At 63.3% G+C, this 26,685-nt stretch carries 27 protein-coding genes; 13 read left to right on the top strand and 14 right to left on the bottom strand.

What is annotated here, in order from left to right:
- Window positions 1-20: 20 nt before the first annotated feature.
- Window positions 21-635, top strand: coding sequence for an LbetaH domain-containing protein (locus tag SM764_RS01275; RefSeq protein WP_369000819.1), 615 nt, complete (start codon window positions 21-23; stop codon window positions 633-635).
- A 180-nt stretch (window positions 636-815) separates the two neighbouring features.
- Here SM764_RS01275 and SM764_RS01270 read toward each other — a convergent pair whose 3' ends face one another.
- Window positions 816-1,400 carry a TetR/AcrR family transcriptional regulator gene (locus SM764_RS01270; protein ID WP_369000818.1) on the bottom strand — a complete coding sequence of 195 codons (585 nt, stop codon included), beginning with the start codon at window positions 1,398-1,400 and terminating at the stop codon, window positions 816-818.
- Window positions 1,401-1,506: 106 nt separating this feature from the next.
- Between SM764_RS01270 and SM764_RS01265 the strand changes: the two genes are divergently transcribed.
- Complete coding sequence (locus SM764_RS01265) at window positions 1,507-1,971, top strand: MAPEG family protein (protein WP_274827652.1); 465 nt, start codon at window positions 1,507-1,509, stop codon at window positions 1,969-1,971.
- A gap of 92 nt (window positions 1,972-2,063) precedes the next feature.
- Here the strand turns inward: SM764_RS01265 and SM764_RS01260 are convergent, their stop codons facing one another.
- Genes SM764_RS01260 through apbC form a run of 3 tightly spaced genes read right to left on the bottom strand, consistent with a single transcriptional unit; the run spans window position 2,064 to window position 4,323 of the window.
- A complete protein-coding gene (locus tag SM764_RS01260; protein WP_274827653.1) occupies window positions 2,064-2,543 on the bottom strand; it encodes a DUF6505 family protein in 480 nt (159 codons plus the stop codon).
- Window positions 2,543-3,259, bottom strand: a complete 717-nt coding sequence (locus tag SM764_RS01255) for a biotin/lipoate--protein ligase family protein (protein ID WP_368947244.1) — start codon at window positions 3,257-3,259, stop codon at window positions 2,543-2,545. Before SM764_RS01255 ends, SM764_RS01260 begins: the two co-directional genes overlap by 1 nt.
- Window positions 3,256-4,323, bottom strand: coding sequence for an iron-sulfur cluster carrier protein ApbC (apbC, locus tag SM764_RS01250; protein WP_065272588.1), 1,068 nt, complete (start codon window positions 4,321-4,323; stop codon window positions 3,256-3,258). The genes SM764_RS01255 and apbC overlap by 4 nt, the downstream gene beginning before the upstream one ends.
- An 83-nt stretch (window positions 4,324-4,406) precedes the next feature.
- Here apbC and SM764_RS01245 point away from each other — a divergent pair, with 83 nt between their 5' ends.
- Window positions 4,407-5,291 (top strand): hypothetical protein, encoded by an 885-nt coding sequence (locus SM764_RS01245; protein ID WP_274834572.1) that lies wholly within the window; start codon window positions 4,407-4,409, stop codon window positions 5,289-5,291.
- Here SM764_RS01245 and SM764_RS01240 read toward each other — a convergent pair.
- The gene (locus tag SM764_RS01240) at window positions 5,285-7,231 is read right to left on the bottom strand and encodes a 4Fe-4S binding protein (protein ID WP_369000817.1); all 1,947 of its coding nucleotides are present in this window, start codon (window positions 7,229-7,231) and stop codon (window positions 5,285-5,287) included. The two genes, SM764_RS01245 and SM764_RS01240, sit on opposite strands and share 7 nt — an antisense overlap.
- 374 nt (window positions 7,232-7,605) lie before the next feature.
- Between SM764_RS01240 and SM764_RS01235 the strand changes: the two genes are divergently transcribed.
- The 10 genes from SM764_RS01235 (at window position 7,606) to SM764_RS01190 (ending at window position 17,465) form a co-directional block, all read left to right on the top strand.
- Window positions 7,606-8,145, top strand: coding sequence for a DUF3305 domain-containing protein (locus tag SM764_RS01235; protein ID WP_065273714.1), 540 nt, complete (start codon window positions 7,606-7,608; stop codon window positions 8,143-8,145).
- Complete coding sequence (locus SM764_RS01230) at window positions 8,142-8,831, top strand: DUF3306 domain-containing protein (RefSeq protein WP_369000816.1); 690 nt, start codon at window positions 8,142-8,144, stop codon at window positions 8,829-8,831. The genes SM764_RS01235 and SM764_RS01230 overlap by 4 nt, the downstream gene beginning before the upstream one ends.
- Window positions 8,828-9,469: a TorD/DmsD family molecular chaperone gene (locus tag SM764_RS01225; RefSeq protein ID WP_065272591.1), complete on the top strand. Its 642-nt coding sequence runs from the start codon at window positions 8,828-8,830 to the stop codon at window positions 9,467-9,469. Before SM764_RS01230 ends, SM764_RS01225 begins: the two co-directional genes overlap by 4 nt.
- A 59-nt stretch (window positions 9,470-9,528) precedes the next feature.
- Entirely contained in the window at window positions 9,529-9,720 is a 192-nt protein-coding gene (locus SM764_RS01220) for a twin-arginine translocation pathway signal protein (protein ID WP_065273715.1), read from the top strand.
- Between the two features lie 115 nt (window positions 9,721-9,835).
- Window positions 9,836-12,730 (top strand): formate dehydrogenase subunit alpha, encoded by a 2,895-nt coding sequence (locus SM764_RS01215; RefSeq protein ID WP_065272592.1) that lies wholly within the window; start codon window positions 9,836-9,838, stop codon window positions 12,728-12,730.
- Window positions 12,731-12,742: 12 nt separating this feature from the next.
- Window positions 12,743-13,336: a formate dehydrogenase FDH3 subunit beta gene (fdh3B, locus tag SM764_RS01210; RefSeq protein ID WP_065272593.1), complete on the top strand. Its 594-nt coding sequence runs from the start codon at window positions 12,743-12,745 to the stop codon at window positions 13,334-13,336.
- A gap of 97 nt (window positions 13,337-13,433) precedes the next feature.
- Window positions 13,434-14,654, top strand: coding sequence for a formate dehydrogenase subunit gamma (locus SM764_RS01205; RefSeq protein ID WP_369000815.1), 1,221 nt, complete (start codon window positions 13,434-13,436; stop codon window positions 14,652-14,654).
- 21 nt (window positions 14,655-14,675) lie between these two features.
- Window positions 14,676-15,977 (top strand): c-type cytochrome, encoded by a 1,302-nt coding sequence (locus SM764_RS01200; RefSeq protein WP_369000814.1) that lies wholly within the window; start codon window positions 14,676-14,678, stop codon window positions 15,975-15,977.
- 4 nt (window positions 15,978-15,981) lie between these two features.
- Window positions 15,982-16,107 (top strand): hypothetical protein, encoded by a 126-nt coding sequence (locus SM764_RS01195; protein WP_257784210.1) that lies wholly within the window; start codon window positions 15,982-15,984, stop codon window positions 16,105-16,107.
- Window positions 16,104-17,465, top strand: a complete 1,362-nt coding sequence (locus tag SM764_RS01190) for a sigma-54-dependent transcriptional regulator (RefSeq protein WP_274827663.1) — start codon at window positions 16,104-16,106, stop codon at window positions 17,463-17,465. Before SM764_RS01195 ends, SM764_RS01190 begins: the two co-directional genes overlap by 4 nt.
- Window positions 17,466-17,496: 31 nt before the next feature.
- On the opposite strand, the gene SM764_RS01185 is transcribed toward SM764_RS01190, so the two are convergent.
- The 9 genes from SM764_RS01185 to SM764_RS01145 form a co-directional block, all read right to left on the bottom strand.
- Window positions 17,497-19,449, bottom strand: a complete 1,953-nt coding sequence (locus tag SM764_RS01185; protein ID WP_065272597.1) for a sensor histidine kinase — start codon at window positions 19,447-19,449, stop codon at window positions 17,497-17,499.
- A 146-nt stretch (window positions 19,450-19,595) separates the two neighbouring features.
- The gene (locus SM764_RS01180; protein ID WP_369000813.1) at window positions 19,596-20,324 is read right to left on the bottom strand and encodes an SDR family NAD(P)-dependent oxidoreductase; all 729 of its coding nucleotides are present in this window, start codon (window positions 20,322-20,324) and stop codon (window positions 19,596-19,598) included.
- Between the two features lie 10 nt (window positions 20,325-20,334).
- Window positions 20,335-21,054 (bottom strand): SDR family NAD(P)-dependent oxidoreductase, encoded by a 720-nt coding sequence (locus SM764_RS01175; RefSeq protein WP_369000812.1) that lies wholly within the window; start codon window positions 21,052-21,054, stop codon window positions 20,335-20,337.
- A 1-nt stretch (window position 21,055) separates the two neighbouring features.
- Entirely contained in the window at window positions 21,056-21,604 is a 549-nt protein-coding gene (locus SM764_RS01170; protein WP_369000811.1) for a DUF3833 domain-containing protein, read from the bottom strand.
- On the bottom strand, window positions 21,601-22,821 hold the full coding sequence (locus SM764_RS01165) for an MFS transporter (protein ID WP_369000810.1): 1,221 nt from the start codon (window positions 22,819-22,821) through the stop codon (window positions 21,601-21,603). Before SM764_RS01165 ends, SM764_RS01170 begins: the two co-directional genes overlap by 4 nt.
- Entirely contained in the window at window positions 22,821-23,348 is a 528-nt protein-coding gene (locus SM764_RS01160) for a chalcone isomerase family protein (RefSeq protein WP_369000809.1), read from the bottom strand. Before SM764_RS01160 ends, SM764_RS01165 begins: the two co-directional genes overlap by 1 nt.
- On the bottom strand, window positions 23,341-24,498 hold the full coding sequence (locus SM764_RS01155; protein WP_369000808.1) for a class I SAM-dependent methyltransferase: 1,158 nt from the start codon (window positions 24,496-24,498) through the stop codon (window positions 23,341-23,343). Before SM764_RS01155 ends, SM764_RS01160 begins: the two co-directional genes overlap by 8 nt.
- The gene (locus tag SM764_RS01150; protein WP_369000807.1) at window positions 24,498-25,265 is read right to left on the bottom strand and encodes a DUF1365 domain-containing protein; all 768 of its coding nucleotides are present in this window, start codon (window positions 25,263-25,265) and stop codon (window positions 24,498-24,500) included. The genes SM764_RS01155 and SM764_RS01150 overlap by 1 nt, the downstream gene beginning before the upstream one ends.
- Window positions 25,262-26,557: an NAD(P)/FAD-dependent oxidoreductase gene (locus SM764_RS01145; protein WP_369000806.1), complete on the bottom strand. Its 1,296-nt coding sequence runs from the start codon at window positions 26,555-26,557 to the stop codon at window positions 25,262-25,264. Before SM764_RS01145 ends, SM764_RS01150 begins: the two co-directional genes overlap by 4 nt.
- Window positions 26,558-26,685: the final 128 nt, after the last annotated feature.

Raw genomic sequence — 26,685 nt, 5'->3', positions numbered from 1 at the left:
CCGGAACAGGAAAACAGACCATGGCCCGCCTTCAGGCAGATCAGCCCTTCATCCATCCCGATTGCCAGATCACCGGCAGTGCCTTTGGCGCCTATGTAGAGATCGGCGCAGGCAGCCGTATCGCGAACAGCCGCTTTGGCGATTACAGCTATTGTGACCGCACCTGCGATATCGCCAATGCGGAGGTGGGGAAGTTCGCCAATATCGCCAGCTTCACCCGCATCGGGGCGACGGATCACCCGATGGAGAAGGCGTCATTGCATCACTTCCTCTATCGCTCAGCCGATTACTGGGATGATGCCGGGGTCGATGAGGACTGGTTCGCCCATCGCGCCAGCCGCATGGCCCATATCGGCCATGACACCTGGATCGGCCACGGCGCGATGATCAAGCCCGAGGTCACCATCGGCCACGGCGCAGTTGTGGCGTCAGGTTCGGTCGTAACCAAGGATGTTGCGCCCTACACCATCGTCGGCGGTAACACTGCCCGCCTGATCCGCCGTCGCTACCCTGAACCAGTGGCCGAAGCGATGATGGATCTTGCCTGGTGGGACTGGGACAATACCACCCTGAGGGCCGCTTTGCCCGATTTCCGCGCACTGCGGGCCGAAGAGTTCCTTGAGAAATACGCCTGATTTCAGATGGGCAGGGGTGGTCCCGCCCGTGTCTGGCCCTTCTGTGAGAAGGGCCGGCCCGGTTGGGCCGGGCGCCGCTTGCGCGGCGCCGGGGCTATTAGGGTGGCGTTGTAGGCGTTTGCAAAGTGTGTTGGGCGGGTTTGAGCACGGCGTAGATCACGATGCATACGGCACCGTTCTTCATGTGGCTCGAAGAGACGCGATCAACGCGCTGACCATCTCGGATGCGTTGTGTTTCAAAGGGTCTCTCACACTGTCGGCAAGCCCGAACATGAGCAGCAATCCCAGGACCGCCGAGTGTATTGCCAGGGCTTCCCGACGCACACCCTTCGCATCGCCGTCCAGCCTATCCGCAAGGGCGCCATACATCCTGTCGGTCACAGGGTGAATCCTGTCTAGCAGCGCAGCATCGTGAGAGGCTTTGACGCTTTGCTTGATGGTCTGCGGCAACAGGTACATCATCCGAAATCGGTCGAGGTCCTCAAAATGAAATCCGGCGATGGCTCTGACAAATGCATCGACGGCCTCATCGCGCTTCGTGGTCCCGGACACCGACTGAATTGCGGTCTCCGCTTCAGCCTCAAGCCACGGAAGAAACATCGCGGCGAGCAGGTCATGCTTGCTTGGATACCAGTAGAGCACCGCTTGCTTCGTGCACCCCAGACGACGGGCTATCGCATCAAACGATACCGCCGCCAGACCTTCGGATGCCAACAGGTCGCGAGCGGTTTCCAAAATCTGATCACTTGTATTCTTGTGCGGCATCGACACGATCCTTGACTGCTTACCAATGGTAAGATACATTGTTTACCAATGGTAAGGAAGGGTGAGAACCTTTGCCAACCAAAGGCGCCACACGGGGAGCCGAAAGATGACCGCACTCACTTTGGAAAATCCGGTCTTCGTCACCTATGTGATTGCCGCTGCGCTCCTGGTGCTCAAGGTTATGGCCCAGGGTTGGATGACAGTTCACCGAATGATGAAAGTCAGGGCGGGCTGGGCGAGTCCCGAAGACCTTCAAAAAGGGCTCCTCAATACAGCTCCCGATCCGTCGCAACTGGACGTCAATGAATACGTTGACCGATCCCGTCGGATGCACCGGAATGACCTGGAAAACATACCGGCCTTCTGGGCGGCAGGCCTTCTGTTTGTGGCAATCGGCCCTTCTGTCTGGCTGGCGCATGTCCTGATGTATGGTTTTGTTGCGGCGCGGCTGGCGCACTTCTGGGCCTACACGACGAAGCAATCCCATGAAATCCGAGCGACATTTTACACCGTCGGGTCCCTAATCGTCATTTACATGGCGTGCCATGTGCTCTGGGTTGCGATCACGTAGGTACACGCGTTCACCCGCGCCGCGTCAGCGGCGCCCGGCCCAATGGGAGCGGATCATGCACATGATCCGGCGACGGGCGGGAGTGCTTCGCCTCAGCCCTCGATATCGCCGTGGATGGCGAATTGTTCCAGGCCCGCCGATTGCGCCTCGATCATCCGGTAGCTTTCGCGCACGCCCGCATCGGTCAGCTCGCGCATCACCGTCAGGAGGGTGTTCGGGTCATGATCGGCGCAGAGGTCGGCCATGTGGGCGATCTCCTCGGCCGCCACGGGGCGGGCGGCGGCCACATCTGGCGCGCCGTAGTAGCTGACAAAATGATGCGCCAGAAGGTCGGTCAGGGTTTCCAACTCGGCCTCTTCGATCTTGGTCACCGCGACGAAGGTCACCCGCCCGCCGGTTTCCAGCCCCATCCAGCCATTGGAGAAGGCCTGGCGCTGCTTGCCGGTCAGATCCGCCTCGCCCCAGTTGGAAAATTCGAAACCGCCCGAGATGCACCATTCGCCGGTGCGGGCCGGGCTGGCAAAGACGTTTTGATCGCTCTCGTCGAAATGGATGGCGCGGGCCAGTTGCATCACGGGGTCTCCAGAAGCGTTGTCAGGGGTATGAGATGGGTGGTGTCGCCGTCGCGCAGCAGCATGCCGAAATCCTCGTCAATGCCAAGGAAGGTGCCGCTGAGGTCATTCTGCTGGGTCTCTTCGCCGATACCATGGGCGAGGCCGCGCCATTCTTCGTGCAGCGGTTTGGAGCCGTCCTCTTCCCAGCGGGTGATCCAGTGCAGGCAGTGGCGGGCCCAGCTTTCGACGAGCGCAGGCGCCTCCACATCGGCGCAGCCTTCGGCATAAAGCGCGGTGTCCTCGGGCGCGGCGCCGCCGTCCTCGTCTTTGGGCCAGAGCGGCAGCTCCAGCCCGATCACCAGCCAGTCGGGCTCTTCCGCCGGATCGCTGGTGCTGGAGGCGGCGCGCAAGCGACCGCAGCGGGCACCGTTGATGCGGATCGCGCCGCCCCAGTCCAGATGCACCGCGACCTCGGGCGGGGCCAGCGCGCCAAGCGCGTTCTGAAAACCGACGCCGCAGGTGGGCAGCATCGCCATCGCGTGCGAAAGAGGTACCTCGGGGGCAAAGACCAGTGCTGCACGCAGGGTGTCATGCGCCAGATTATAGACCACCAGACCGGCATCACAGCCCAGGACCGCCCGTTTGCAGGCGGTCTCGAACGGGTCCTCAGGGCCGGTCACCGCCTCGCCGGACATCAGCGGTGGAAAGGACAGGGCAGGGGCGGCCTCGCTCATGCGGCGCCCCGTTGGATAAGACCGAGTGCCACCTCCTGGAATGCCTTGGCCTGCGGGCTGTCGGGTTTGCTGACCACCACCGGCGCGCCGCCATCCGCGGCAAGGCGCACGTCCAGATGCAGCGGGATTTCGGCCAAAAGCGGCACGTTCAGCTTCTTGGCTTCGGCGGCGACGCCCCCATGGCCAAAAATATGTTCCTCATGGCCGCAGTTGGAGCAGATATGGGTGGACATGTTTTCGATCAGCCCGACGATCGGCACGTGTAGCTGTTTGAACATGTCGATGCCCTTGCGCGCGTCGATCAGGGCAACGTCCTGCGGGGTGGAGACCACGATGGCGCCATCCACATGGGCCTTCTGCGCCAGGGTCATCTGCACATCACCAGTGCCCGGCGGCAGGTCCACGATCAGCACATCCAGCGCGCCCCATTGCACCTGCATCATCATCTGCTGCAGCGCGCCCATCAGCATCGGACCGCGCCAGACCACGGCCTGATCCTCGTTCGTCATCAGGCCGATGGACATCATGGTGACGCCGTGGTTGCGCATCGGCAGGATGGTCTTGCCATCGGGGCTGGCGGGACGGCCCGACACGCCCAGCATGCGCGGCTGCGAGGGGCCATAGACATCCGCATCCAGCAGACCGACACGGCGGCCTTCGGCAGCCAGCGCGCAGGCGAGGTTCGCCGAGACGGTGGATTTGCCAACGCCGCCCTTGCCCGAAGCGACCGCGATGATGCGATCCACGCCGGGGATCTTCTGCGGTCCCTGGGGCTGGGCGGCTTTCTTCGGTTTCAGATCCGGCGGCGGCGCCTTGGTGGAATGGGCGGTCAGCAGGGCCGAGACCTTCTCGACCCCGGCAAGGGCGGTGACCTTGGCCTCTGCCGCGTCGCGCACGGGGGCGTAGGCCTCGGCGCGGGCCGGATCGACTTCCAGCACGAAACGCACGGCGCCGTCTTCGATATTCAGAGCCCGCACGATGCCGGCGGCGACGATGTCGCTGCCGCTGACGGGGTCGGTGATGGTCTTCAGTGCCTCGAGGACAGTTTCACGGGTGAGGGACACGCCGGTCTACTCCTTTGGTGGGTTCGTTTGCGTCTGTGTACGGAACACTTGACTGAAATGTAGGTTGATCCCTAGCATTTCGAATGGTCCGTTTGTCTTTTCTCTATCCGATCCGGCCAGAGCGTGCAGCGCTCAATTTTACCGGGGTGCGTGCAGCGCTCAGTTTTGCAGGAGTGCCTGCATTGCTGCACTGGATCAGGACTGCGGCGGCGGGCCGGGCTGCGTTGATCCCGGTGCTTGTGCTCTGGCTGCTGACGGTCGGCAGTCCCGTTCAGGCCGAGGATCGGTTGGTCCGGCTGGCGGTGCCGCAGGCGCTGGTCGAAACCGGATTTCTGAAACATCTGCTGCCGCGGTTTTCCCTGAAAACGCAGGTGCGTATCGAACTCGTCACGCCCGGCGCAGCTGCCGAGGCCGCGTTTTCCGACGTGCCCAAGGGAACGCCGGTGTTTCAGGATGCGGCCGCGCTCTGGCACATGCAGGTGCTGGATGGCGCCCATCCGGGCACGGCGCGGTTTGTCGACTGGCTCGGCTCGGACGTGGGCGCGCGCACGATCACCGCCTATGCGCCGGATGGGGTGCAGATGTTCACCCTGCCGCAGATCACCGCCGAGGTGGAGGAAGAAATCGTCTTCGAAGGCGACGCGATGAAAGGACAGAACCTGTCGCGCAGCAAATGCGGGCGTTGCCACGCGGTGGCCGAGGACATGCGCATGACCGATATCGGATCGACGCCGTCCTTTTTCGTGCTGCGGGCGCTGCCGGACTGGGATTACAGGTTCCAGGCCTTTTATGCGCTGAACCCGCACCCCTCCTTTACCCAGGTCGCCGATGTGACCGAGCCCTTCCCCGCGGACCGCCCGTCGCCTATCGTGCCCGTGGCCATGACTCTGGACGAGCTGGAGGCGATCCTGGCCTATGTGTCCAGCCTCACCCCGGCAGATCTGGGAGCCCCCTTGCAACATCAGTGATCGCGGCGCTTGCTGAGGTAATCGGCCGTGGTGCGTACGCGCGGGCGCTCCTTGCCTTCGAAGGGATTGTTTTCCTGATGGAACTGCGCGTTGACCCGGCAATCGTCGCACATCTGGATCATCCGTGCCGCATCCGAGGTGGCGAACATCGCGTGTTTTCCGGCCAGTTTTTCGGTGATCCGTTCGATGGTGGATTTCACCCCGAACAGCGTGCCGCACTCGACGCAGGCAAAAGGTTCCTCTTCGTGCACCACCACCTGGCTTAGGGCTTCGGGCTGGAGGTTCAGGCGCGGTTCATAGCTGATCGCCTGTTCAGGGCAGACATTGGCGCAGAGGCCGCATTGCAGGCAGGCGTCCTCTTGGAACCGCAGCTGCGGCAGATCCGGATTGTCCCCCAGCGCGCCGGAGGGGCAAAGGGAGACGCAGGACAGGCACAGGGTGCAGCTGTCGGTATCGACCAGCACCGCGCCATAGGGCGCATCATCCGGCAGGGGCAGCATGTCGGCCTCAGACGCCAGCGCGCGGGCGGCCTGCCGGGTGATCTGGCGGCGGGTGCCCATGGGGCGCAACGGCTCATTTATCGGCGCGGGCACTTCGGCGCCAAACAGCGCATCGCTCAGCGCGTCAGGGTCGTTCAGGTCCAGCAGCGTGGCCTTGTCGCCCGCGATGGCCTGGGCCAGGGTCAGCTCACGCTCCTGCACTGCGCGGTCCACCTTGGGCGATATCAGCAGCGACACATGGGCAAATCCGGCGGCCAGTGCCGCGAGGATTTCGGCATGACCAAAGGTATTCATCGCTTCCAGCTCCAGCGGCAGCACATCGGCAGGCAGCCCGCGTCCGAACCGGGCCGCAAGGCTGATCATCTCGGCGCCGTGTTCGTTCACCACCAAGAGGCGCGGGGCGTTGCCCCCGGCATCGAGATAGGCCTTTGCCAGCACCTGAATGCGGCGCATCAGCGTATCGGTGGGCGGCGCGTCATAGGTGATCGAGCCAGAGGGACAAAGCGAGGCACAGGCGCCGCAGCCGGCGCAGATCATCGGGTCGATGCTGACGTGATCGCCATTGGGGCTGATGGCGCCGGTAGGGCAGACATCAAGACAATTGGTGCAGCCGGTCTGGCTGGCACGTGAATGGGCGCAGAGCAGCGGTTCGCTGCGCACGTAGAGCGGTTTTTCGAAGGTGCCGACCAGTTGGCTGGCCTCCAGCACTGCATCGGCCACCGCCTGCACGCCCTTGGGATCGGCACGCAGATATCCTTCGCGTTTTTCATGGGAGGGAAACAGCGGCGTGCCGCCGGTCAGGTCCAGAATGATATCGCATTCCGAGCGGCCGCCGTCGCGGGGGGCTGTCCAGCTCCAGCTGCGGCCGGTGGTGTCGAGCTGCTGCAAGGCGTCGATGGTGACCTGAAACTGGCCAAGCGCGCCAGAGGCCTGCCGCAGCTGTCCCCGCACCACGTCGAAGTCGCGGCTCAACGGCGGTTCGTCATCACCGGTCAGCAGCACCGTCACGGCCAGACTGTCATGCAATCGTTTGGCGGCGGCCAGCGCCACATCGCCCGAACCGACGATCAGGCACAGGCCCTCGGACACCACATCGACGGTCTTGGCCGCCGAGGTATCTAGCGCCGCCTCGGCCACGAGGGCGGACATTTTGGGTAGCAAATCGCCCTCATCGGCGGTCCATCCGGCCCTGTCCCTGAGGTCAAGAAAGGCCGGAGAGGGGGCACCGATCTCGCCCGCGATCTCCTCGAAAAGGCGCTGTTCCTGAGTGCAGCAAATGACCGCGTCTCCGGCACCGATTGCAGCGGCAGCGCTGTCGGTCTGGCTGGTGCAAAGGGCCGAATGCATCTTTGAACATGACAATCCCGTGACGTTGGAAAGTCGCTCCGAATCGATCTCCTGAGATCCAGAACAATCGCATAGAATCAACTGCTTGGCCATTCTTTCCTCGCTTGCATCAGGGCTGGCGTGACGGGCGGATAACCGCCATCCGGGCCACAGATTAGGCATGATTCTGAAGCCACGTAAACCGGTTTGCACCCCGCAGCAGGCCCCGGATGGGGCGCAAAATACCGGGGTGATTCGCGTGGTTTTGTGTGCAGCGGTATTCCGATTATTTTTGTCGACATAGACAATTCGACCAAGGCGGAACTCTGCCCCCCTGCGTCTGCCCCAATTTGTCCGGGTTGCGGGAAATTTGCAGATCGGGTGCAGAGCAGGCTTTCACGAAGGCGTGACCTTGCGGCACACTTGTCCGACGCAGGGAGATGTAGGGTGCGCAACCAGTGAGCCGTAGTTTGGACAAGACCGACGTGATGCCGCTTGGCATCGTACTTCGCCGGACCCCGGGGGTGACCCGCTGGGCACGATGGTCTTGGAAGGTGGCAGGCGTCTTGCCCGCAGCCCGGTCCGCAGATTGGCAATTACTGCGCGAGGAAGACGGCGCCAGCGAGTTCCACGCCGCGACACTGCCGCTGGAGCTGCACCGCGCCGATGCCGAAGCCTATATGCACGGGCTGACCGCCGAACCGCCCTGTGTCTACGTTGTGATGCGCGAAAGCGATGATGCCGACCGCCCGCTGGAAATGACGCTGGTCACCGCCTCTCCTTACGAGGCGCAGGACTATGCCGACAGTGGCGAGGAACTGGTGGAGAAGGTGCCGATGCCCTCTGGTCTTGTGGCCTGGGTGCGGGAATTCGCGCTGGCGCATTTCAAGGAAGAGGAATTCAAGAAACGCCGCCGTGACAAGCGCACCGTGGGGGAGGCCGAGGATGGTATTGGCGATCCGCGCATCGCGCAGCTGACCGACGTGTACCGCTCGCCCGCCCTGGTCAAGAAGGGGCGCCTGCAATGAGCCGCGATTTCTGGTCCCGCCGCAAGGCCGCCGTAGAGGCCGAAGCCGCAGCCGAAGCCCGCGCCGAGGCTGCTGTTGAGGCAGCAGAACGCGACGCGGCGCTGGAGGAAAAGAGCGACGCCGAGATCCTGGCTGAGCTGGAATTGCCCGATCCCGACACGCTGGAGGAAGGCGACGATTTCAAGGTCTTCCTGCGTGACGTGGTTCCGGCCCGCATTCGCACCCGCGCCCTGCGCCGCCTGTGGCGTCTGAACCCGGTGCTGGCCAATATCGACGGGCTGGTCGATTACGGTGAGGATTTCACCGACAGCGCCATGGTCGTTGAGGGCATGCAGACCGCCTATCAGGTGGGCAAGGGCATGACCAAACACGTCGAGGAGCTGGCCCGCCAGGCAGCAGAAAAGGCCGAGGCCGAAGCGGCAGTCGCCGCTGCACCCGCCGAAGGCGCACCCGAAGAGGGCGCAGAAAGCGAAGAGCAGGGCACAGACATCGCTGCGGAGACCTCTGAGGTCGTCGCTGCCGGGCCTGCACAGACCGCCGACGACTGGAACGCCACCCGGCAAGAGCCGCAGACAGAGGCTGACCTGAACGGGGATGCCGGTGATACTGGCCCTGTGGAGATGATGCCGCGCCGGATGCGCTTTTCCTTTGATGGGGCGCAGGACGAGATCCGGGGCACGGCATGAACAAGGAGCAAGACATGACAGCCACCGCTGATGCCGCAGCGCCGTTGGTAAGCGAAGAGGACCGCCTGCGCGCGGATCTGTATAATTTCCTGGGTCTCATCCTGGCGTCGCCGCCGGATGAGTTCCTGCTGGGGCAGACCGCTGGTTTGCAGGGGGATGACACCGATCTGGGCGTGGCGATCAACGCGCTGGCCAAGATCGCCAAACTGTCGAAACCGCCCGCGGTAGAGCGTGAGTTCAACAAGCTGTTCATCGGCCTCGGCCGGGGTGAGCTGCTGCCCTATGCCAGTTATTACCTGACCGGGTTCCTGAATGAAAAACCGCTGGCCCAGCTGCGCCGGGACATGGCGGCGCGGGGCATGACCCGGGCGCAGAACGTCTATGAGCCCGAAGACAATATCGCCTCGCTGATGGAAATGATGGGGGCGCTGATCGCGGGCCGCTTTGGCGAACCTGCTTCGCTGGCCGATCAGAAGACCTTCTTCAACACCCATATCGGCCCCTGGGCCGGTCACTTCTTTTCGGATCTCGAGAAGGCAAAGAACTCGGTTCTCTATGCCTCGGTCGGCGCTGTCGGCCGGGTGTTCATGGAGATCGAGGCCGAAGGGTTCCGGATGAGCGCGGAGAAATCCGCATGAGCCGGGGCGGCAAGGTCCGCCCCACAACCGTGAGCGATCACCAAGGAGGAGAGACTCACATGACCAAGAAAGCAGAGGCAGCATCGAGCCGCCGCGACTTTCTGAAGATCGCCGCAACCACGGCGCCGTTGGCAGCGGTGGCGGTTGCGACGACCGGGGGCGAGGCCGAGGCCGCCGCACCCGATCTTGCAAAGGAGACGATGCAGGATACCGCGCATACCCGCGCCTATTACGAAAGCGTCCGGTTCTAACGCGCCGCATGCATCCCATGACCGACGGCAACTGGTTGCGTGACGCCCGACCGCCAGAGGTTTTTCGTTAACCCAGCGCGCTTTCTGAGGAGGAAGCAAGCAAGGGAGGTTCTAAATGCTTAGGAAAAAGACCAACGGGGTTGCGAGACGCCCCCAGCGGACCAGTATCCTGTCCAACGTCGCGGAAACATCCGTCGACCGCCGCGCCTTTCTGCGCGGCTCCGGCCTGGCCATCGGCGGCCTGGCTGCCATCAGCGCCACCGGCGGGTCGGTGACCCAGGCCAATGCGGCCACCGCTGCGGCGGGCGCTGTTGAAACCGTAAAATCCGTCTGCACCCACTGTTCGGTCGGCTGTACCGTCGTGGCAGAGGTCCAGAACGGTGTCTGGGTCGGGCAGGAACCCGGCTGGGACAGCCCGTTCAACCTCGGCGCCCATTGCGCCAAAGGTGCATCGGTGCGCGAGCACGCCCATGGCGAGCGCCGTCTCAAGTACCCGATGAAGAAAGAGAACGGCGAGTGGAAGCGCATCAGCTGGGATCAGGCGATCAACGAGATCGGCGACGGCATGATGCAGATCCGCGAGGAAAGCGGACCTGACAGCGTCTACTGGCTCGGCTCGGCCAAGCATAACAACGAACAGGCCTACCTGTTCCGCAAGTTCGCCGCCTATTGGGGCACGAACAACGTGGATCACCAGGCACGGATCTGTCACTCCACCACCGTTGCGGGTGTTGCGAACACATGGGGCTACGGCGCCATGACCAACAGCTACAACGATATCCATAACTCCAAGGCGATCTTCATCATCGGCGGCAACCCGGCCGAGGCGCACCCCGTCTCGCTGTTGCACGTGCTGAAGGCCAAGGAGCAAAACAACGCGCCGCTGATCGTCTGCGATCCGCGTTTCACCCGCACCGCGGCCCATGCCGACGAATATGTGCGCTTCCGTCCCGGCACCGATGTGGCGCTGGTTTGGGGCATCCTGTGGCACATCTTCGAGAACGGCTGGGAAGACAAAGAGTTCATCCGCACCCGTGTCTGGGGCATGGACCAGATCCGCGAAGAAGTGGCCAAGTGGACCCCCGAAGAGGTCGAGCGCGTCACCGGCACGCCCGGCAGTCAGCTGCGCCGGGTTGCGCGCACCATGGCCAACAACCGTCCCGGCACCGTGATCTGGTGTATGGGCGGCACCCAGCACACCACCGGTAACAACAACACCCGCGCATACTGCGTGCTTCAGCTGGCGCTGGGCAACATGGGTGCATCGGGTGGCGGCACCAATATCTTCCGCGGCCATGACAACGTGCAGGGTGCAACCGACCTTGGCGTTCTGTCGCACACGCTGCCGGGCTACTATGGCCTGTCCAAAGGCGCCTGGGCGCATTGGGCGCGGGTCTGGGAAGAGGATCCCGAATGGCTGGCAGGCCAGTTCGACACGCTGAAAGGCGCGGACGGCAAGGACAAGAGCCTGCAGAACCTGACGGGTATTCCGGTCAGCCGCTGGATCGATGGTATCCTTGAAGACAAGGAAAACATGGATCAGCCGAACAACGTTCGGGCCATGGTTCTGTGGGGCCACGCGCCCAACTCGCAGACCCGGATGACGGAAATGAAGACGGCGATGGAAAAGCTGGACATGCTGGTCGTTGTCGACCCGTATCCCACCGTTTCCGCCGTGCTGCATGACCGCGAAGACGGTGTCTACCTGCTGCCGGCCTGTACCCAGTTCGAAACCCGTGGCTCTGTCACCGCGTCGAACCGCTCGTTCCAGTGGCGCGACAAGGTGGTCGATCCGCTGTTCGAAAGCCTGCCCGATCACGTGATCATGGCGAAATTCGCCAACAAGTTCGGCTGGGCCGACCGTCTGTTCCGCAATATCGAGATGGAAGACGCGGAAACGCCGAACATCGAGAGCATCACCCGCGAGTTCAACAAGGGTCTGTGGACCATCGGCTATACCGGTCAAAGCCCGGAACGGCTGAAGAAGCACATGGCCAACCAGCACACCTTTGACCGCACCACGCTGCGCGCGGTGGGTGGCCCGGCCGATGGCGACTACTACGGTCTGCCCTGGCCCTGCTGGGGAACGCCCGAGATGAACCACCCGGGCACGCCGAACCTTTATGACATGTCCAAACCGGTCTCCGAAGGTGGTCTCACCTTCCGCGCCCGTTTCGGCGTGGAGCGGGACGGTGACAACCTGCTGGCCGAAGGCGTCTATTCCGTGGGCTCTGAAATCCAGGACGGCTATCCTGAATTCACCATGCAGATGCTGATGGATCTCGGCTGGGACAGCGACCTGACCGACGAGGAACGCGCCGCGATCGATGCTGTGGCGGGTCCCAAGACCAACTGGAAAACCGACCTTTCCGGCGGCATCCAGCGGGTCGCGATCAAGCACGAATGCGCGCCCTTCGGCAACGCCAAGGCCCGTGCCGTCGTGTGGACCTTCCCGGATCCGGTGCCGGTTCACCGAGAACCGCTCTATACCAACCGCCGGGATCTGGTTGCGGATTATCCCACCTACGAGGATCGCAAATTCTATCGTCTGCCGACGATGTATGCCTCGATCCAGAAGAAGGATGTCTCGCAGGACTTCCCGATCATCCTCACATCCGGCCGTCTGGTCGAATACGAGGGTGGCGGCGACGAGACCCGCTCCAACCCCTGGCTGGCCGAGCTTCAGCAGGACATGTTCGTGGAAATCAACCCGCGCGATGCCAATAACCTTGGCGTGCGGGATGGCGAACAGTGCTGGGTCGAAGGTCCCGAGGGCGGCAAGGTCAAGGTCATGGCCATGGTCACCGAACGAGTCGGCGAGGGCGTTGCCTTCATGCCGTTCCACTTTGGCGGTCATTTCCAGGGCGAGGACCAGCGGCACAAATATCCCGACGGCGCTGATCCATATGTGCTGGGCGAAAGCACCAACACGGCTCAGACCTACGGGTATGACAGTGTGACCCAGATGCAGGAGACCAAGTGTACTCTCTGCAAAATCATGCCAGCGTAAGGAGATAGAGTAATGGCAAGAGCGAAGTTTCTCTGCGATGCCGAACGCTGCATCGAATGTAACGCCTGTGTCACCGCCTGTAAGAACGAGCATGAGGTGCCCTGGGGGATCAACCGCCGCCGCGTTGTGACCATCAATGATGGCAAGCCCGGCGAACGGTCGATCTCGGTCGCCTGTATGCATTGTTCGGACGCGCCCTGTATGGCCGTTTGCCCGGTGGACTGCTTCTACCAGAACGAGGAAGGGGTGGTTCTGCACTCCAAGGACCTCTGCATCGGCTGTGGCTACTGCTTCTACGCGTGCCCCTTTGGCGCGCCGCAGTATCCGCAGGCAGGCAACTTTGGCAGCCGTGGCAAGATGGACAAATGCACCTTCTGCGCCGGTGGCCCGGAGGAGAACCACTCCAACGCGGAGTTCTCCAAATACGGTCGCAACCGGATCGCCGAGGGCAAGCTGCCCATCTGCGCCGAAATGTGCTCGACCAAGGCGCTGCTCGCCGGTGACGGCGACGTGGTGTCTGCCGTCTACCGCGAACGCGTCGTGGCGCGTGGGTTCGGCTCGGGTGCTTGGGGCTGGGGCACGGCTTACGAGCAAAAGGGCGGCTAAACCCGTCTTTTCAGCGTAAAGCTGGGGATGGCCTGCCGTGCGCGGGCCATCCTGACCTATCTGTTATACATACGACAAACCCGAAGGAGTGTGGCACATGCTGCGCATGGCTTTCGCATTTGTTCTGCAACTTACGCTGCTGGTTGGCGCGGTGCAGGCCCAGGAGGCGGCTGTACCAGCGCCTGCGGACCGTAGCGCCACAGGTGGTGCGCAGACGCTTGAAGATATCCTCGCCCGGCAACGCGGCGAGAAACTGGATGACTCCTTCCGCCGCGACGCAACCGGAGACCCGGATGCGGCGGCAGGGATTTCCCAACAACTTGGCACCCTTGGAGGTGTCTCCGACCCTGAGGTCTGGCGCCAGGTGCGCTATGGTTCGGCCGAGGTTACCGTCTCTGCCGGGGGCGAGGTCGCCAGCGTCCTGATGCAGGATGGCGGCATGACCTGGCTTTCTTTCCGCGAGGGGCCGCTGCGCCATTACGGCGGCTGGCTGCTGCTGGGCACCCTTGGGGCGCTGGTGGTGTTCTACCTGCTGCGCGGACGTATCCCCGTCGACGGAGAGCTGACCGGCCGCACCGTCACGCGATTCAAATTCATCGAACGGATGGCGCATTGGACATTGGCCGGATCCTTCATCCTGCTGGGGATCACCGGCCTTCTGACCCTGTTTGGCCGCGCCTTCATCGCGCCTTATCTGGGCAAGGATCTGAACTCCTTCCTGCTGATCTATGGCAAATGGCTGCACAACTCGGTCGCCTGGGCCTTCATGGTGGCGCTGGTATTGGTCTTCGTGATGTGGGTGATGCACAATATTCCCAACCGCACCGATCTGGTCTGGATCCGTCAGTTCGGCGGCATCATCGGCAACAAGCACCCGCCCGCGAAGAAATTCAACGCAGGTCAAAAGGTGATCTTCTGGTCGGTGATCCTGTTCGGCGCCTCGATTTCGGTCTCGGGTCTGTCGCTGCTGTTCCCCTATGAGCTGCCGCTTTTTGCCAAGACATTTGCGGTGCTGAACGACATCGGTCTGCCGCAGTGGGTCGGGCTTGGCACCCTGCCGGAGCAGTTGTCTCCGCAAGAGGAAATGCAGTTCGCCCAAGCCTGGCACGCGATCATGGCCTTTGTGCTGATGGCGATCATCATCGCGCATATCTACATCGGCTCGGTCGGGATGGAAGGCGCCTATGATGCCATGGGATCAGGTGAGGTGGATGAGGCCTGGGCCCATCAGCACCATTCGATCTGGCTGGACGAGGTGCTGGAGGAAGAAAAGGCCAAGGATGCCGGACGCGCCAAGGGCGCAACACCGGCGGAATAGCCTCTGGGGACCTGCGGCACCATGCGTTTCCTTGCCAGCCTGAGCCTTGTTGCAAGTCTGTGCGCCGGAGCGGTTTCGGCGCAGGGCTTCACCACGCTCAAAGGCCACGGCGGCCCCGTGATGGGGCTGGCGACGGCGCCTTCGGGGCAGGTGGCCAGCGTCAGTTTCGACAATTCCGCGGCCCTGTGGCAGGACCGGCAGCCGCTGTGGCTCGAAGGTCATGATGCGGCGGTGACGGCGGTGGCCTTTGACGGGGCAGGGCGCCTAGTGACAGGCAGCGATGATTTCACCGTCCGCCTGTGGGAGCCGGATGGTGGCGCGCGCCTGTTGGGCACGCACAGGGGCAAGGTGCGCGGTCTGGCGATCTCACCCGATGGGCAATCGGTTGCCTCGGCGAGCTGGGACGGCAGCGTCGGTCTCTGGTCGCTTTCGGGTGGCGCGGGGCGCAACCTCAAGCTCGGCAGCGGCGTGAATGACGTGGCCTTCGGTCCCGCTGGCAGCCTCTTTGCCGCCACCATGGATGGCGGGGTGTTGCGGTTCGATGCAGAGCCGGGCTCTGCGCCGCGCCCGCTGGTGCAGCAGGGATTTGGCGTCAACCGGCTGATTGTCGACACTCGGGCGGGCTGGCTGGCCTATGGCGCGGTGGACGGGGCAACCCGCATCATCGACATGGAGAGCGGCGCCCCGATTGCCGATTTCACCCTCGACCGTCGCCCGATCCTGGCGATGGCCTATCACGCCTCCACCGGCCAATTGGCGGTGGGGGATGGTCATGGTTACATCATGATGATCGACACTGGCAGTGATGGGAACGGCTGGCGTATCGCCCGCGATTTCCGTGCCACGCGGCAGGGGCCGGTCTGGGCCCTTGCCTTTTCGCCGGATGGCAACACCATTTGGGCCGGAGGACTTGATGATGTGGTCTATGGCTGGCCGGTGGCGCTGATGGATGAATTTGACCCCGCGATGGGGCAAGATCGTACATTCCTGCGCCCGGCTGACAGCATGCCCAACGGCGAGCGGCAGTTCATGCGCAAATGTTCGATCTGCCACGCGCTGACCGGCGGGGAGAGCCGCAAGGCCGGACCCAGCCTGCACGGGCTGTTCGGACGCCGCGCCGGAACGCTGCCGGGATACCGGTATTCGCCGGTGCTGCAGGGATCTGATATCATCTGGAACGACGACACGATCGATGCGCTGTTCGATCTGGGACCGGACCACTACATTCCGGGGTCGAAAATGCCGATGCAGCGCATCACCGCCGCCGAGGACCGCAAGGACCTGGTGGGTTTTCTGAAACACGCAACGCAACCGGAGAAGTGACAGGATGAAAGCGATGTTTGCAGGCTTTGCGGCGATTGCCGTGATCGCCGTAGGAGCGGATCTGGCTCTGGATCGCGCAGGATTTGCCGCGGATGAGAAATTCGCAGGCCAAGCGGTGCGCCTGGATTGAACCAGCCCGTCATCTCTGCCGTCCCGCGCGATGAATACGGCGAAAACCTTGCCGGTGCTTCGATCCTGGTGATCGATGACGAACCGGGTATGCGCAATTTCATGACCAAGATCCTCAGCCCGCGTTGCAAGCGGGTCGAGCAGGCGGCATCGGCGGCGGAAGCCTCCGCAATCCTCGATCAGTCGCATTTCGATCTGGTGATCCTCGACAATATCATGCCGGGCAAGACCGGGCTTGAATGGGTGCAGGAGCAGCGTCGGGTGGGGCTGTTTGCCGATACCATTCTGGTCACCGCCTATGCGGATCTGGAAACCGCGATCATGGCGCTTCGTGCCGGGGTGGCCGATTTCGTGCTGAAGCCGTTCCGGGCCAATCAGATCCTCAATTCGGTGGCGCGGGCGCTGGACCGCAAATACCTGCGCCGGGAAAACTACCTGCTGAAACACGAGTTGTCGGCCGAAGGGTCTGCGGCGCGGGGGCGGCTGCTGGGCAAATCCGCGGCCATCACCCAGGCGCGCGAGATGCTGACCCGGCTGGCGCCACTGCCAACGCCGGTGTTGTTCACCGGCGCCAGCGGCACTGGCAAGGAAATCGCAGCGCGCACGATGCATTCGCTGTCGGATCGGGCGCAGAAGCCGTTTGTAGCTGTCAATTGCGCCGCCATCGCCCCGGACCGGATCGCGCATGAGCTGTTCGGCGTTCTGGACGAACAGGACCGGCGCCGAGACGGGTTGTTCCTGCACGCAGATGGCGGCACGCTGTTCCTTGATGAGGTGGCGCAGATGCCCGATCAGGTGCAGGCGGCGCTGTTGCGGGTGCTTGAGGACCAGCGGGTGCGCCCCGTCGGTGCCGAAAGGGACATCCCGCTGAACCTGCGGTTCCTTTTTGCCACCAATGCCGATCTCGAAGAGGCCGTGGCCGAGGGCCGGTTCCGCGCCGATCTGTATCATCGCATCAATGTGGTGAAGATCGAGATGCCCCCGCTGCGCGAGCGGATCGAGGATATCATCGAACTGGCAGCGCTGTTCATGGAGCAATTCTCGGCGACGCTTGGCATGCCCGCGCTCGAGCTGAACGAGGAAACCTTGCTGAAGTTTTCCCGCTATGACTGGCCCGGCAACGTGCGTGAGCTGCGCAACCTGATCGAACGCTCGGTCATTCTGGGGGAGTTCCCGGAAGAATTCTCTGGCAAGGGATCGGTCACCGGCCCGGCAGCAATTGAAACGCTGGATCTGGTGACCCAGCGCCACATCATGCACATGCTGGACGCCTGCGATGGCAACCGCGCCGAAGCCGCCCGTCGCCTGGGCGTATCGCGCAAGACCATCGACCGAAAATGCGCCTCCTGGGGGGTGTAAAGAGGTTTAAGGACTGGCCGGAAGCGCGGTTTCAGTCGCGGCGCTCCGGCAGCCAGATCGCAAAGGCGGCGCCGCCCTCCTCGCGGTTTCGCACCGTGATGATCCCGCCTGCGTGCTGGATCAGGGTCTGGCTGATCGACAGGCCCAGCCCGGTGCCTTCGCCCGGTTTAGTGGTGTAAAACGGGTTGAACACCTCTGAAATGTGATCCTCGCTGATGCCCGGGCCGCTATCGGCCACTGTCAGGCAAGCCCCCGGCGTGCCATCGCGCTCTTCTGCCTTGAGTGTCAGGGTCAGCGTGCCGGTTTCCTTCATCGCCTGCGCCGCATTGATCACCAGATTGATGATCACCTGCTGCAACTCACCGGGATCAATACGTACCGCCGGGGCGACATCGAAATGACCATCGACCACGATGTTATGCTTGCTGAGCACGTGATCCACCAGCACCAGGCAATCGGTGACCACATTGGCGATATCGACGCTTTCCTTGAAGGTGCCGAATTCTGAAGGCCGGGCGAATTGCAAGAGCTTGCTGACGATGGCGCCGATCCGCATGACTTGATTGTCGATGAGATCCAGCTCGGTCTTCACCTCCGCTGCACCCGGTCCCAGCGTCATCCGCATCACGTCGACATTGCCCTGGATCACCGCGACCGGGTTGTTGATTTCATGCGCGACCCCGGCGGTGATTTCCCCGATCGAGGCCAGCTTTTCGCTCATCACCAGCTGTTTGTAGGTGTCTTCCAGTTTCTGGTTCGCGGCCCGCAGTTCCGCGGTGCGCTGATCGACGCGGGCGTTCAGCTCTCCGGCCCATTCGCGCAGCTTCTGATCGCGGTCCTGCAACTGGTCCAGCAGGGTATCAAGGTGCGATGCCACCTGTCCGATCTCGTCGCGGCTGCCCACATCGCCGTTGCGCGCGGTCAGATCGCCACGCTCCACCCGTTTCATGGTCACGGTCATCCGCTCCAGCGGTGAAAAGATGCCCTTGGCCAGCCACAGGAACAGCGGCGCTGACAGGGCCAGAACCATCAGGAAGGCGCCGACAATGGTCCAGTACGCCTCGGATTTGGCCGCCATATAGGGCGCTTCGAGGAAGCCGACATACAGCATCCCGACCCGTTCTCCGAAACTGTCGGTCAGCGGCAGATAGCCCGAGATATACCAGTCGTTGACCACAAAGGCGCGGTTCAGCCAGGTGCGGCCCTCCTCCAGAACCACGCGGCGCACCACCGCCGAGACCCTTGTGCCAAGGGCGCGCACGTCTTCGAACAGGCGCACATTGGTCGACACCCGCGTGTCCTCAAGAAACAGGGTGGCTGTGCCCTGCCGGTTGCCGCCGTCCTCGTCGCTGAGATAGACCAGCGCGTTCAGCGTATCGATGAAATCGAGGTTGCGGTTCAGCAGAAGCCCGCCGCGCAGCACCCCGTTATGGCCGGGCATGATCACCGGGGCGGCGGTGTGCACCACCATGCCGCGATCCTCGACCTTGCGGGTGGTCGGCGCGGCGGCTTCTGTTTCGATCAGGGTGATATTGGCGCGTTCCTGCAGGGCAGGGGAGAGAAGGGACAGATCATCAGAGGAGAAAATGTCGATCTCCGAGGCCAGCTGCCCGGTGGCGGCCGTGCGGATCACTGGCCATTTCTGTTGTGGCCCTTCCAGTTCGGCAAGCGGCAGATATTCGAGGAAATCGAGCTGCAGTTGTTGTCTGCGACTTTCAAGAAGACGGTTCACCGCCTCGGAGCCATCGTTCAAAGCGGCCTGAAAGGCGGTTGATTGCGCCAGGTTCAGCATACTGTTGGCGGTGCCGGTCTGCAGGTGGCCCAGATATTGCTCGGCGATGCGCAGGTCGCTGTCGACCTTGGCAATCAGGACGGCATCGTAATCTGCATTCCAGCGGGTCATCGCCAGAATAAGCATCAGCGGCATCAGCACGCTGAGCGGTAACAGCGCCAGCAGCAACAGGCGTAGCCGAACGGATTTCAAAGTATGCCCCTCCCATGCCGGGCGATTGCTGTCCGGATCATGCCCGCATCACTGTGACACCTCACGGGGCAGCGGGGCAAGGGGCGCGTGCCCGGATGATGGCGTGGCTCACGGTGCGGTGATCCGCCCGCTCGTCGGTTTTTATCTTACGCCGGAACGGGTTTTCCGGCCCAGTCAAAAACCATGCCGCTGTTCTCGGGTGACAGCCCCGCGAGCACCCCGGCCAGACAATCCGCAGCATAGGCGGGGGTGAACAGCTTGCCTTCGGGCACCGCGCGGCTGAAGGGGCGGGACAGTTCAGTGTCTACGGTGCCGGGATGCAGGCCTGCGCAGACGAAATCGGGATTGAGCCGCGCCATTTCGATGGCGTAGTTGCGCAGCAGCATGTTCAGCGCCGCCTTGGAGGCGCGATAGGCGTGCCAACCGCCCAGCCCGTTGTCCGAGATCGAGCCGACCCGCGCCGACAGCGCCGCAAAGATGGTGCGCCGGTCCCTTGGCATACGCGGGATCAGGTGACGCGCTGCCATGGCCGGACCAAAGGTATTGACAGCGAAGACCTGTTCGAAGGCAGACAGGCTTTGCTGTTTCAGGGATTTTTCGGGTCTCAGCGCGGTTCCGTCCGACAGGATTCCAGTGGCCAGGATGATCAGATCGGGGGCCTCCAGCGCGTCAGCCAGCGCGATCAGGCTGGCCTCATCGGTGACATCGGCCGCATGGGGCACCACAGACCCGGCGGTGGGTGTGTCCCCTTGACGGGATACGGCGTGCACGGTTTCGACATGGGGCTGGGCGGCGTAATGCTGCACCAGCGCCGCACCGATGCCGCCACTGGCGCCAAGGATCACAACCTGTTTCGGGGGGGCGTGGTTGGGCATCAATCCCTCGCTACATCAGTTTCAGGAACAGGTGGCGCGGCAGCAGGCGGCCAAGGGTGAAGACCCAGGAAAACGGCGCTGGAAAGCTGGTGCTGAAGCGCCGCCCCTGCATGGCGCGCAGGCAGCGCCGGGCGGCGTCTTCCGGCTCAAGGATCTGGGGCATCTTGAATTCGTTCTTCTGCGTCAGCCGGGTGCGGATAAAGCCGGGGTTGATCACCTGCACCCGCACATTGCTGCCGCGCAGATCAGCCTGCAGGTTTTCGCCCAGATGCATCAGCGCCGCCTTGGAGGCACCATATCCGATGGCACCCGGCAGGCCAGTGAACCCGGCCAGCGAGCCGATCAGCACGATATGGCCACTGTCCCGGCGGCAAAACTGCGGCACGATCTGCCCCAGTACCCGCAACGCGCCAGTGAAATTGACCGCGCACATGGTCTCGACTGCCTCCGGCTGCCAGTCCTGCGCGCTGAGCGGATCATAGGCCCCGGCGCAGTAGACCACACCGTCCACAGGCCCCAGATCCGCCGCGGCCCGGATCACATCATCCGGGTCCGTCACATCCATAGGCAGCGCCCGGGCATTCGACAGGCCGTCGCAAAGGTGCTGCAGCCGCCCGGCATTGCGGGCGGACAGGATCAGCCGGGCGCCCGCGCCGTCCATCTCCTTGGCCAAGGCCCGGCCCAGCCCTTCGCTGGCGCCGACGATCCACCAGGTCTGCCCTTCGAACATCTCAGCCTTCCGCCGGGCGCATGATGGCGATCAGCTCGGCGACCTTGATGCCGAACTTGCGCATTTCCGAGCGGTTCAGAATGGTGCCGTTGTCCATCAGGTACATCCAGTCGGTGACGTCCAGCACGTGGCCTCCGGCATCTTCGGGTAGACGGATGCGATAGGTGAGCCGCACGGTGGCGCCCATCTGCTGGCCCTTGCCCTCGCCGATGATATCGTCGGCGGTGGCGGTGAAATGCCCGTCCTCGCCCATGGTCAGATACCATTTGCGCGCCTGGGTGCTGCCATTGGCATAGGCGAAATCCTCGCTCAGCGTGCCGGTGACGCCGTCCCATTCCCCGTTCATCCGCGCAACGAAGCGCGACACAACGCGCCCGCGCGGCCCGTAGATCATGCCTTCGGAGATCAGTGTGCCGGAAAGGCGCTCCTGAATGTCAAAGGCGGGGCCGGTGTCTGCGTAATGCGCCAGCCGCTGGGCGCGAAAGCCAAATCCGGGCCGCCAGAGGGCGAGCACAAGCACGGCAACAAGAAGCAGGAGAACCAGTTTCATGACAAGGAGACCTCTCGCGGCAGGCGCATCACCAGGGCGATCGCCAGCAGTTTGATAAGACAGGGCAAAACGGCATAGGCCAGGGTCAGCGCCATCAGGGCGCTGGCATCATTGGGGCCGCCGGGTTCAAATCCGCTAAGTTGCAGCGCGGGTAGCAGGATCACTGCCGCGGCGGCTAGGGACAGTTTGGCGGCGAATGTCCAAAGGCCAAAGGCCTGCCCGCCGCGTAGCCCGGCCCGCGCCAGCGCCGTCGAGAACAACACCGGCAGGATCACCATATCCGCGCCAAGGGCGGCCCCCGATCCGATGCAGATCGCAGCAAAAGCCCAAGCCGCGCCTGCGGGCAGGAGTGCTGCCCCGCTGAACGACAGGATGGCCAGCGCCATTGCCGGAACCAGTACCTGTCGGGCGCCATAGGCAGCGCTGGCCCGGGTCCAGATTGGCACCGACAGGCCCGCCGCCAGAAAGAACAGGATCAGGAACGGTCCGGGGAGGTCCGGCAGCGCAAGTTTCTCATCGACAAAGAACAGAAACAGGGTCGAAGTCATCGCCACAGGCAGGCTGTTGACCAGGGCAAGCACCAGAAGGCGCAGGCCCCCGGCGCGGCGCAGGGCGGCCCAAGTGACCGGCGCCTCGGGGCTGCTGGGAATCTGCCACAGCGGGCGGGTCAATGCCCAGACGCCAACGCAGATCAGGGCCAGCAGGATACCAAAGGCGGCATAGCCGCCACCATTGGCCCCTGCCTGCTGCAACAGCGATGGCGCCAGCGCAGCGAGGATGATCCCGGCGAGCGTGCCGCCCTCGCGCCAGCCTGCCAGCCGGATCAGTGCCTCAGGCGATCCCGCCAGGCTGGTGCTGTGGCCATAAAACAGGATGGTCCCCAGGCTGTAGGCGCTGAACAACAGAACCAGTGCGGCGATGAGCCAGACCAGCCCGCCCTCGGCGGGTATCAGGGTGTAGAGCATCAGGAACCCCGCTGCCATGCCAAGGCAGGCGAGGGCGGCAAAGGCGCCGCGCGCATGCTCATACCGGTCAATCAGCCAACCAAGCGCTGGATCCTGCACGAAATCCACCACCCGGATCACCGCCAGAATGGCGCCAAGGGTGGCAAGGCTCATCCCCAGCTCTGCCGAGGCATAGCGCGGCAAATGGATATAGAGCGGCAAGCCCGCTGCCGCCAGCATGAGTGCAAAAAGACTGATCCGGGCTGCGTGCATCAATCGCCTCGCAGCCGCGCCGACAGCCGCGCCGAGCGGCTGTTGTCCGAAAGCCAGATGCCAAGGAAGCGTTTGCGCAGGTCTGGGTGACGGATGGCGCAGGTCTGCTGCCCGTTGAGATGCAGAACCAGACTGTCTGGCTGGGTTGATACAGCCGTAAAGATATCACCGCGCGCCACATCGCGGAAACAGCTGGCAAGTTTTTGCATCATCGCGGCCTGATCCGCGCGCGGCCCTTCGATCCGCTGGATCTCGACGCGGGTGGATTTGGTCAGATCGTCCTGCGAGATGCTGCGGAAATATTCGATCTGCAGGGCCAGCGGCTGGCGCCAGCCAAACCGGGACTCCCCCTCTGTGTGCAGGCTGGCGCGGTAGATCGGCAGACCCAGCCAGCGCACCATGACGGTGCCCAGCTCAACCGGCTGCGACAGGCCAAAGCCGCGCAGGTTTGCCGCTGCCGCGCCCGGCAGCAGCAGCGCCGCGATCAACAGCGCGGCGGCCAGAGGCGGGAACCGGTGCTCAGGCATGGGTCAGCTCAACCTGCACTACATCGGTCTGGCCCACGGCAAAGGAGCCGGCGCAGATCTCCAGATAATAGCGCCAGTTGCGCAGGAAGGCCGCGTCATAGCCCAGCTCCATGATCCGGGGCGCCCGTTTCGCCAGCTGCTCGGCCCATGTCCGGCAGGTACGGGCATAATCCTGCCCAAAGGCGAAGGAGTTCGTCACCTGCAGCCCGGCCTGCCGCGCCTGGTGGGCAATCACCGCATCCGACAGCAGCATGCCACCCGGAAAGGTGTACTGGCGGATATAATCCGAGGAGTTGCGGTAGATGTCGAAATAACTGTCCTGCACGGTGATCGCCTGAATGACTGCCTTGCCGCCCTCTGCCAGACGTGCCTTGACGGTCTGGAAATAGCTGGGCCAGTAGCGTTCACCCACGGCCTCGATCATCTCGATCGAGACGATATTGTCGTAGGTGCCGGTGGATTTGCGGTAATCGCACAGCTCGATCGAGGCGCGCCCGTCCAACCGCGCGTCGGCATAGCCGTGCTGGCTGGGCGAGATGGTCAGCCCGGTGACATCGCGCCCGGCATCGGCGGCGCGTTCGGCGAAACCGCCCCAGCCGCAGCCGATTTCCAGCACCCGCTCCCCCCGTGTCAGCCGGTTCAGCACCCGGTCGTATTTGCGGTTCTGGGCGCGCTCCAGATCATTGTCGCCGGGGGCAAACAGCGCCGAGGAATAGGTCATGCCGCTATCGAGCCAAAGTTGGTAGAACTCGTTCCCGACGTCGTAATGCGCCTTGATGTTGCGGGCCGAACCACGGATCGAATTGGCGCGCAGGATCTTGTCGACGGCGCGGAACTTCAGCCCGCTCCAGAAGCTCGGGTAGGCAAAATCGCCAAAATAATCGAGGTTCAGGATCGCCACCTGGATCAGGGTTTCGATGCTGGAGGTCTCCCACATGCCTTCGATGTAGGTTTCGCCCAGCCCGATATCGCCGCGCGCGGCCATGGCGGTGACGGCGGCCCAGTCGAACAGCACCATGTCTGCCGCCGGAGCGCCGTTGCCGAAATCATGCACTTCGCCTTCCGGGGTGGTCAGGCGCAGGCTGCCCTTGCGGATCTGGGCGCAGCTGTCGAGAAAATCGCGTTTTACGCGGTTGGTAATGAAAAGCATCAGCTGACCTCCTGCTTTGGGGGGAGGGGGCGTGATCTGTACGGCGCCCCTTTGAGTTTCAGTTTCAGGGCCTGCCAATGGATCAGGGCGATGGTGCGGAACGCGCCAAAGGGCCGCCGCAGGGCCGCCCGAAGGATCGAGCTGTTGCTGAGCTGTCGCCGCCGCCCGGTCAGGGTGGCAATCACGCCTTCAGCGCCATGTTCCAGCGCAATGCGGATGGCGATCCGGTCCGGGCGGATATCGTAGTGGAACCGGTAGTCCCCCGCGATCTGCTGGAAGGGCGAGACGTGAAAGATCTTGCTGGCGGTGATTTCGTCACCGGCCGTAATCGGCGCAAACCCGTCAAGATGGCACAGGTAGCTGTGACGGTCGCCAAAGGTGTTGGAGACCTCGGCAATCACCGCCCGCAGCGTGTCACCCTCCATCGCCAGCCAGAAGCTGACTGGGTTGAAAGTGTACCACAGGAATCCCGGTTGCGTCAGCAGCAGAATCTGAAGGCCGTCCAGCTCCAGACCGGCCCCGGCAAAGACCTCTTGCGCCCAAGGTAGGCCGCGCCCGGCGCCCGGCGCGCCGCCATGGTTGCGGTCATTGACCGAGGACAGGTTGAAACCATTGCGCGAGAACAGCCCTGGCCGCGCCTCTGACAGCGGGTCGATCAGCACGTAATCGACACCATAGCGGAAGGCATTGCGGATGCCGCCGCGGCGCGCGTGGCTGGTGTGGCCCGCGATATGGTCGGGCCAGAGGGGAGCGGGGCTGTCGCTCATGCCAGCACCTGCGCCAGGCTGCGGGCGTCGATGCCGCGGGCGACGCGCACCGCGCTGGCAAATCCGTCCTCGTGGAACCCGTGGCGCAGATATGCGCCCGCGAACCAGGTGTTGTTGTCGCCCTGGATGTCGTGGATCTGTTTCTGGGCGCGGATGGCGGCCTGATCGAACACCGGATGGCGGAAGGTGTTGGTGTCATAGATCGTCTCGTCACGCACCGGACTGACTGGGTTCAGCGAGATGAACAGCGGATCACTCTCTGGAATGTTCTGTAGCCGGTTCATCCAGTAGGTCACGCCGATCGCCGGGCGGCTGTCCTGCGCCGACGCCTTGTAGACCCAGGAGGACCAGCAGGCCCGCCGTTTCGGCATCTGCCCGGCGTCGCGGTGCAGGATCACCTCGTTATCCTGATAACGCATATTGCCGAGGATCATCTCTTCCTGCGCGGTGGGAGAGGACAGCAGCCGCAACGCATCGTCGGAATGGCAGGCCATGATGACCTGATCGAACTCCTGCGTTTCGCCATAGGGCAAGCGGATGGTGACGCCTGCCTCTGTGCGGTCCACCGCCTGCACCGGCGTGCCGGGGCGCAGGGCGCAGCCATTGGCCTTCAGATGCGCCTCCAGCCTGCGGACGTATTCGATGCTGCCACCCTTTACCGTCCACCACTGGTGCTGCCCCGTGGCGCTGAGCAAGGCGTGATTGCGGAAGAACTGCACCAGCGACCGGGCCGGAAAGCCGCGGATTTCCTCCATCGGGGTGGACCAGATCGCGCCGCAGATCGGCATCAGGTAATAGCGCTGGAACCAGTCGCCAAGGCGCAGCTCGTCCATCAGCTGACCGATGGTGACATCGTCACTGCGGGCGGTTTCGACCGCGCGGGCGTTAAAGCGCAGGATGTCGCGCACCATGCCGTGAAAGGCCGGGCGGGCCACGTTGCGGCGCTGGCCGAACAGGGATGTGAGGCTTTTCAGCCCGTATTCGACGGCGCCGTCGTCAATGCTGGCGCCAAATGTCATATCGCTTTTGATGATGGGCACATCCAGATCGCGGAACATCGCGGTCAGATGCGGATAATTGACAAAGTTGAACACGATAAAGCCGGTATCGACCGGCTGGGTCCCATGCATCCCCGCCTGGACGGTGCGCGCGTGTCCGCCAAGGCGCGGCGCGGCTTCGAACAGGGTCACGTCATGGCCGGGTGCCAAACGATAGGCGGCGGCGAGACCAGAAATGCCACCGCCAACAATAGCAATGCGCTGGCGACGTAGGGGTGGGACATCAAATGACATGTGTTCTCCGTTTCTTTTCAGGGAGTACGCCGCCATTCCCTGGCCGGATCAAAAGTTTTCGCCTTCTTGGGATGAAATCGAAGCGATGCGTTCGCGCAGAAAAAATTCTGGTGGCTTTTGATCCAGTC

The sequence above is a fragment of the Pseudophaeobacter sp. 1A16562 genome (genome assembly GCF_041008785.1).
Lineage (GTDB): Bacteria > Pseudomonadota > Alphaproteobacteria > Rhodobacterales > Rhodobacteraceae > Phycobacter > Phycobacter gallaeciensis_A.
The sequence above is the reverse complement of the archived record's forward strand: the minus strand, read 5'-3'. Positions and strand labels throughout refer to the sequence as shown.

Coding starts and splice junctions, on each gene's coding strand:
- SM764_RS01275 (WP_369000819.1), top strand. CDS start 21: ATGGCCCGCCTTCAGGCAGATCAGCCCTTCATCCATCCCGATTGCCAG.
- SM764_RS01270 (WP_369000818.1), bottom strand. CDS start 1,400: ATGCCGCACAAGAATACAAGTGATCAGATTTTGGAAACCGCTCGCGAC.
- SM764_RS01265 (WP_274827652.1), top strand. CDS start 1,507: ATGACCGCACTCACTTTGGAAAATCCGGTCTTCGTCACCTATGTGATT.
- SM764_RS01260 (WP_274827653.1), bottom strand. CDS start 2,543: ATGCAACTGGCCCGCGCCATCCATTTCGACGAGAGCGATCAAAACGTC.
- SM764_RS01255 (WP_368947244.1), bottom strand. CDS start 3,259: ATGAGCGAGGCCGCCCCTGCCCTGTCCTTTCCACCGCTGATGTCCGGC.
- SM764_RS01245 (WP_274834572.1), top strand. CDS start 4,407: ATGGTCCGTTTGTCTTTTCTCTATCCGATCCGGCCAGAGCGTGCAGCG.
- SM764_RS01240 (WP_369000817.1), bottom strand. CDS start 7,231: ATGGCCAAGCAGTTGATTCTATGCGATTGTTCTGGATCTCAGGAGATC.
- SM764_RS01235 (WP_065273714.1), top strand. CDS start 7,606: ATGCCGCTTGGCATCGTACTTCGCCGGACCCCGGGGGTGACCCGCTGG.
- SM764_RS01230 (WP_369000816.1), top strand. CDS start 8,142: ATGAGCCGCGATTTCTGGTCCCGCCGCAAGGCCGCCGTAGAGGCCGAA.
- SM764_RS01225 (WP_065272591.1), top strand. CDS start 8,828: ATGAACAAGGAGCAAGACATGACAGCCACCGCTGATGCCGCAGCGCCG.
- SM764_RS01220 (WP_065273715.1), top strand. CDS start 9,529: ATGACCAAGAAAGCAGAGGCAGCATCGAGCCGCCGCGACTTTCTGAAG.
- SM764_RS01215 (WP_065272592.1), top strand. CDS start 9,836: ATGCTTAGGAAAAAGACCAACGGGGTTGCGAGACGCCCCCAGCGGACC.
- fdh3B (WP_065272593.1), top strand. CDS start 12,743: ATGGCAAGAGCGAAGTTTCTCTGCGATGCCGAACGCTGCATCGAATGT.
- SM764_RS01205 (WP_369000815.1), top strand. CDS start 13,434: ATGCTGCGCATGGCTTTCGCATTTGTTCTGCAACTTACGCTGCTGGTT.
- SM764_RS01200 (WP_369000814.1), top strand. CDS start 14,676: ATGCGTTTCCTTGCCAGCCTGAGCCTTGTTGCAAGTCTGTGCGCCGGA.
- SM764_RS01195 (WP_257784210.1), top strand. CDS start 15,982: ATGAAAGCGATGTTTGCAGGCTTTGCGGCGATTGCCGTGATCGCCGTA.
- SM764_RS01180 (WP_369000813.1), bottom strand. CDS start 20,324: ATGCCCAACCACGCCCCCCCGAAACAGGTTGTGATCCTTGGCGCCAGT.
- SM764_RS01175 (WP_369000812.1), bottom strand. CDS start 21,054: ATGTTCGAAGGGCAGACCTGGTGGATCGTCGGCGCCAGCGAAGGGCTG.
- SM764_RS01170 (WP_369000811.1), bottom strand. CDS start 21,604: ATGAAACTGGTTCTCCTGCTTCTTGTTGCCGTGCTTGTGCTCGCCCTC.
- SM764_RS01165 (WP_369000810.1), bottom strand. CDS start 22,821: ATGCACGCAGCCCGGATCAGTCTTTTTGCACTCATGCTGGCGGCAGCG.
- SM764_RS01160 (WP_369000809.1), bottom strand. CDS start 23,348: ATGCCTGAGCACCGGTTCCCGCCTCTGGCCGCCGCGCTGTTGATCGCG.
- SM764_RS01155 (WP_369000808.1), bottom strand. CDS start 24,498: ATGCTTTTCATTACCAACCGCGTAAAACGCGATTTTCTCGACAGCTGC.
- SM764_RS01150 (WP_369000807.1), bottom strand. CDS start 25,265: ATGAGCGACAGCCCCGCTCCCCTCTGGCCCGACCATATCGCGGGCCAC.
- SM764_RS01145 (WP_369000806.1), bottom strand. CDS start 26,557: ATGTCATTTGATGTCCCACCCCTACGTCGCCAGCGCATTGCTATTGTT.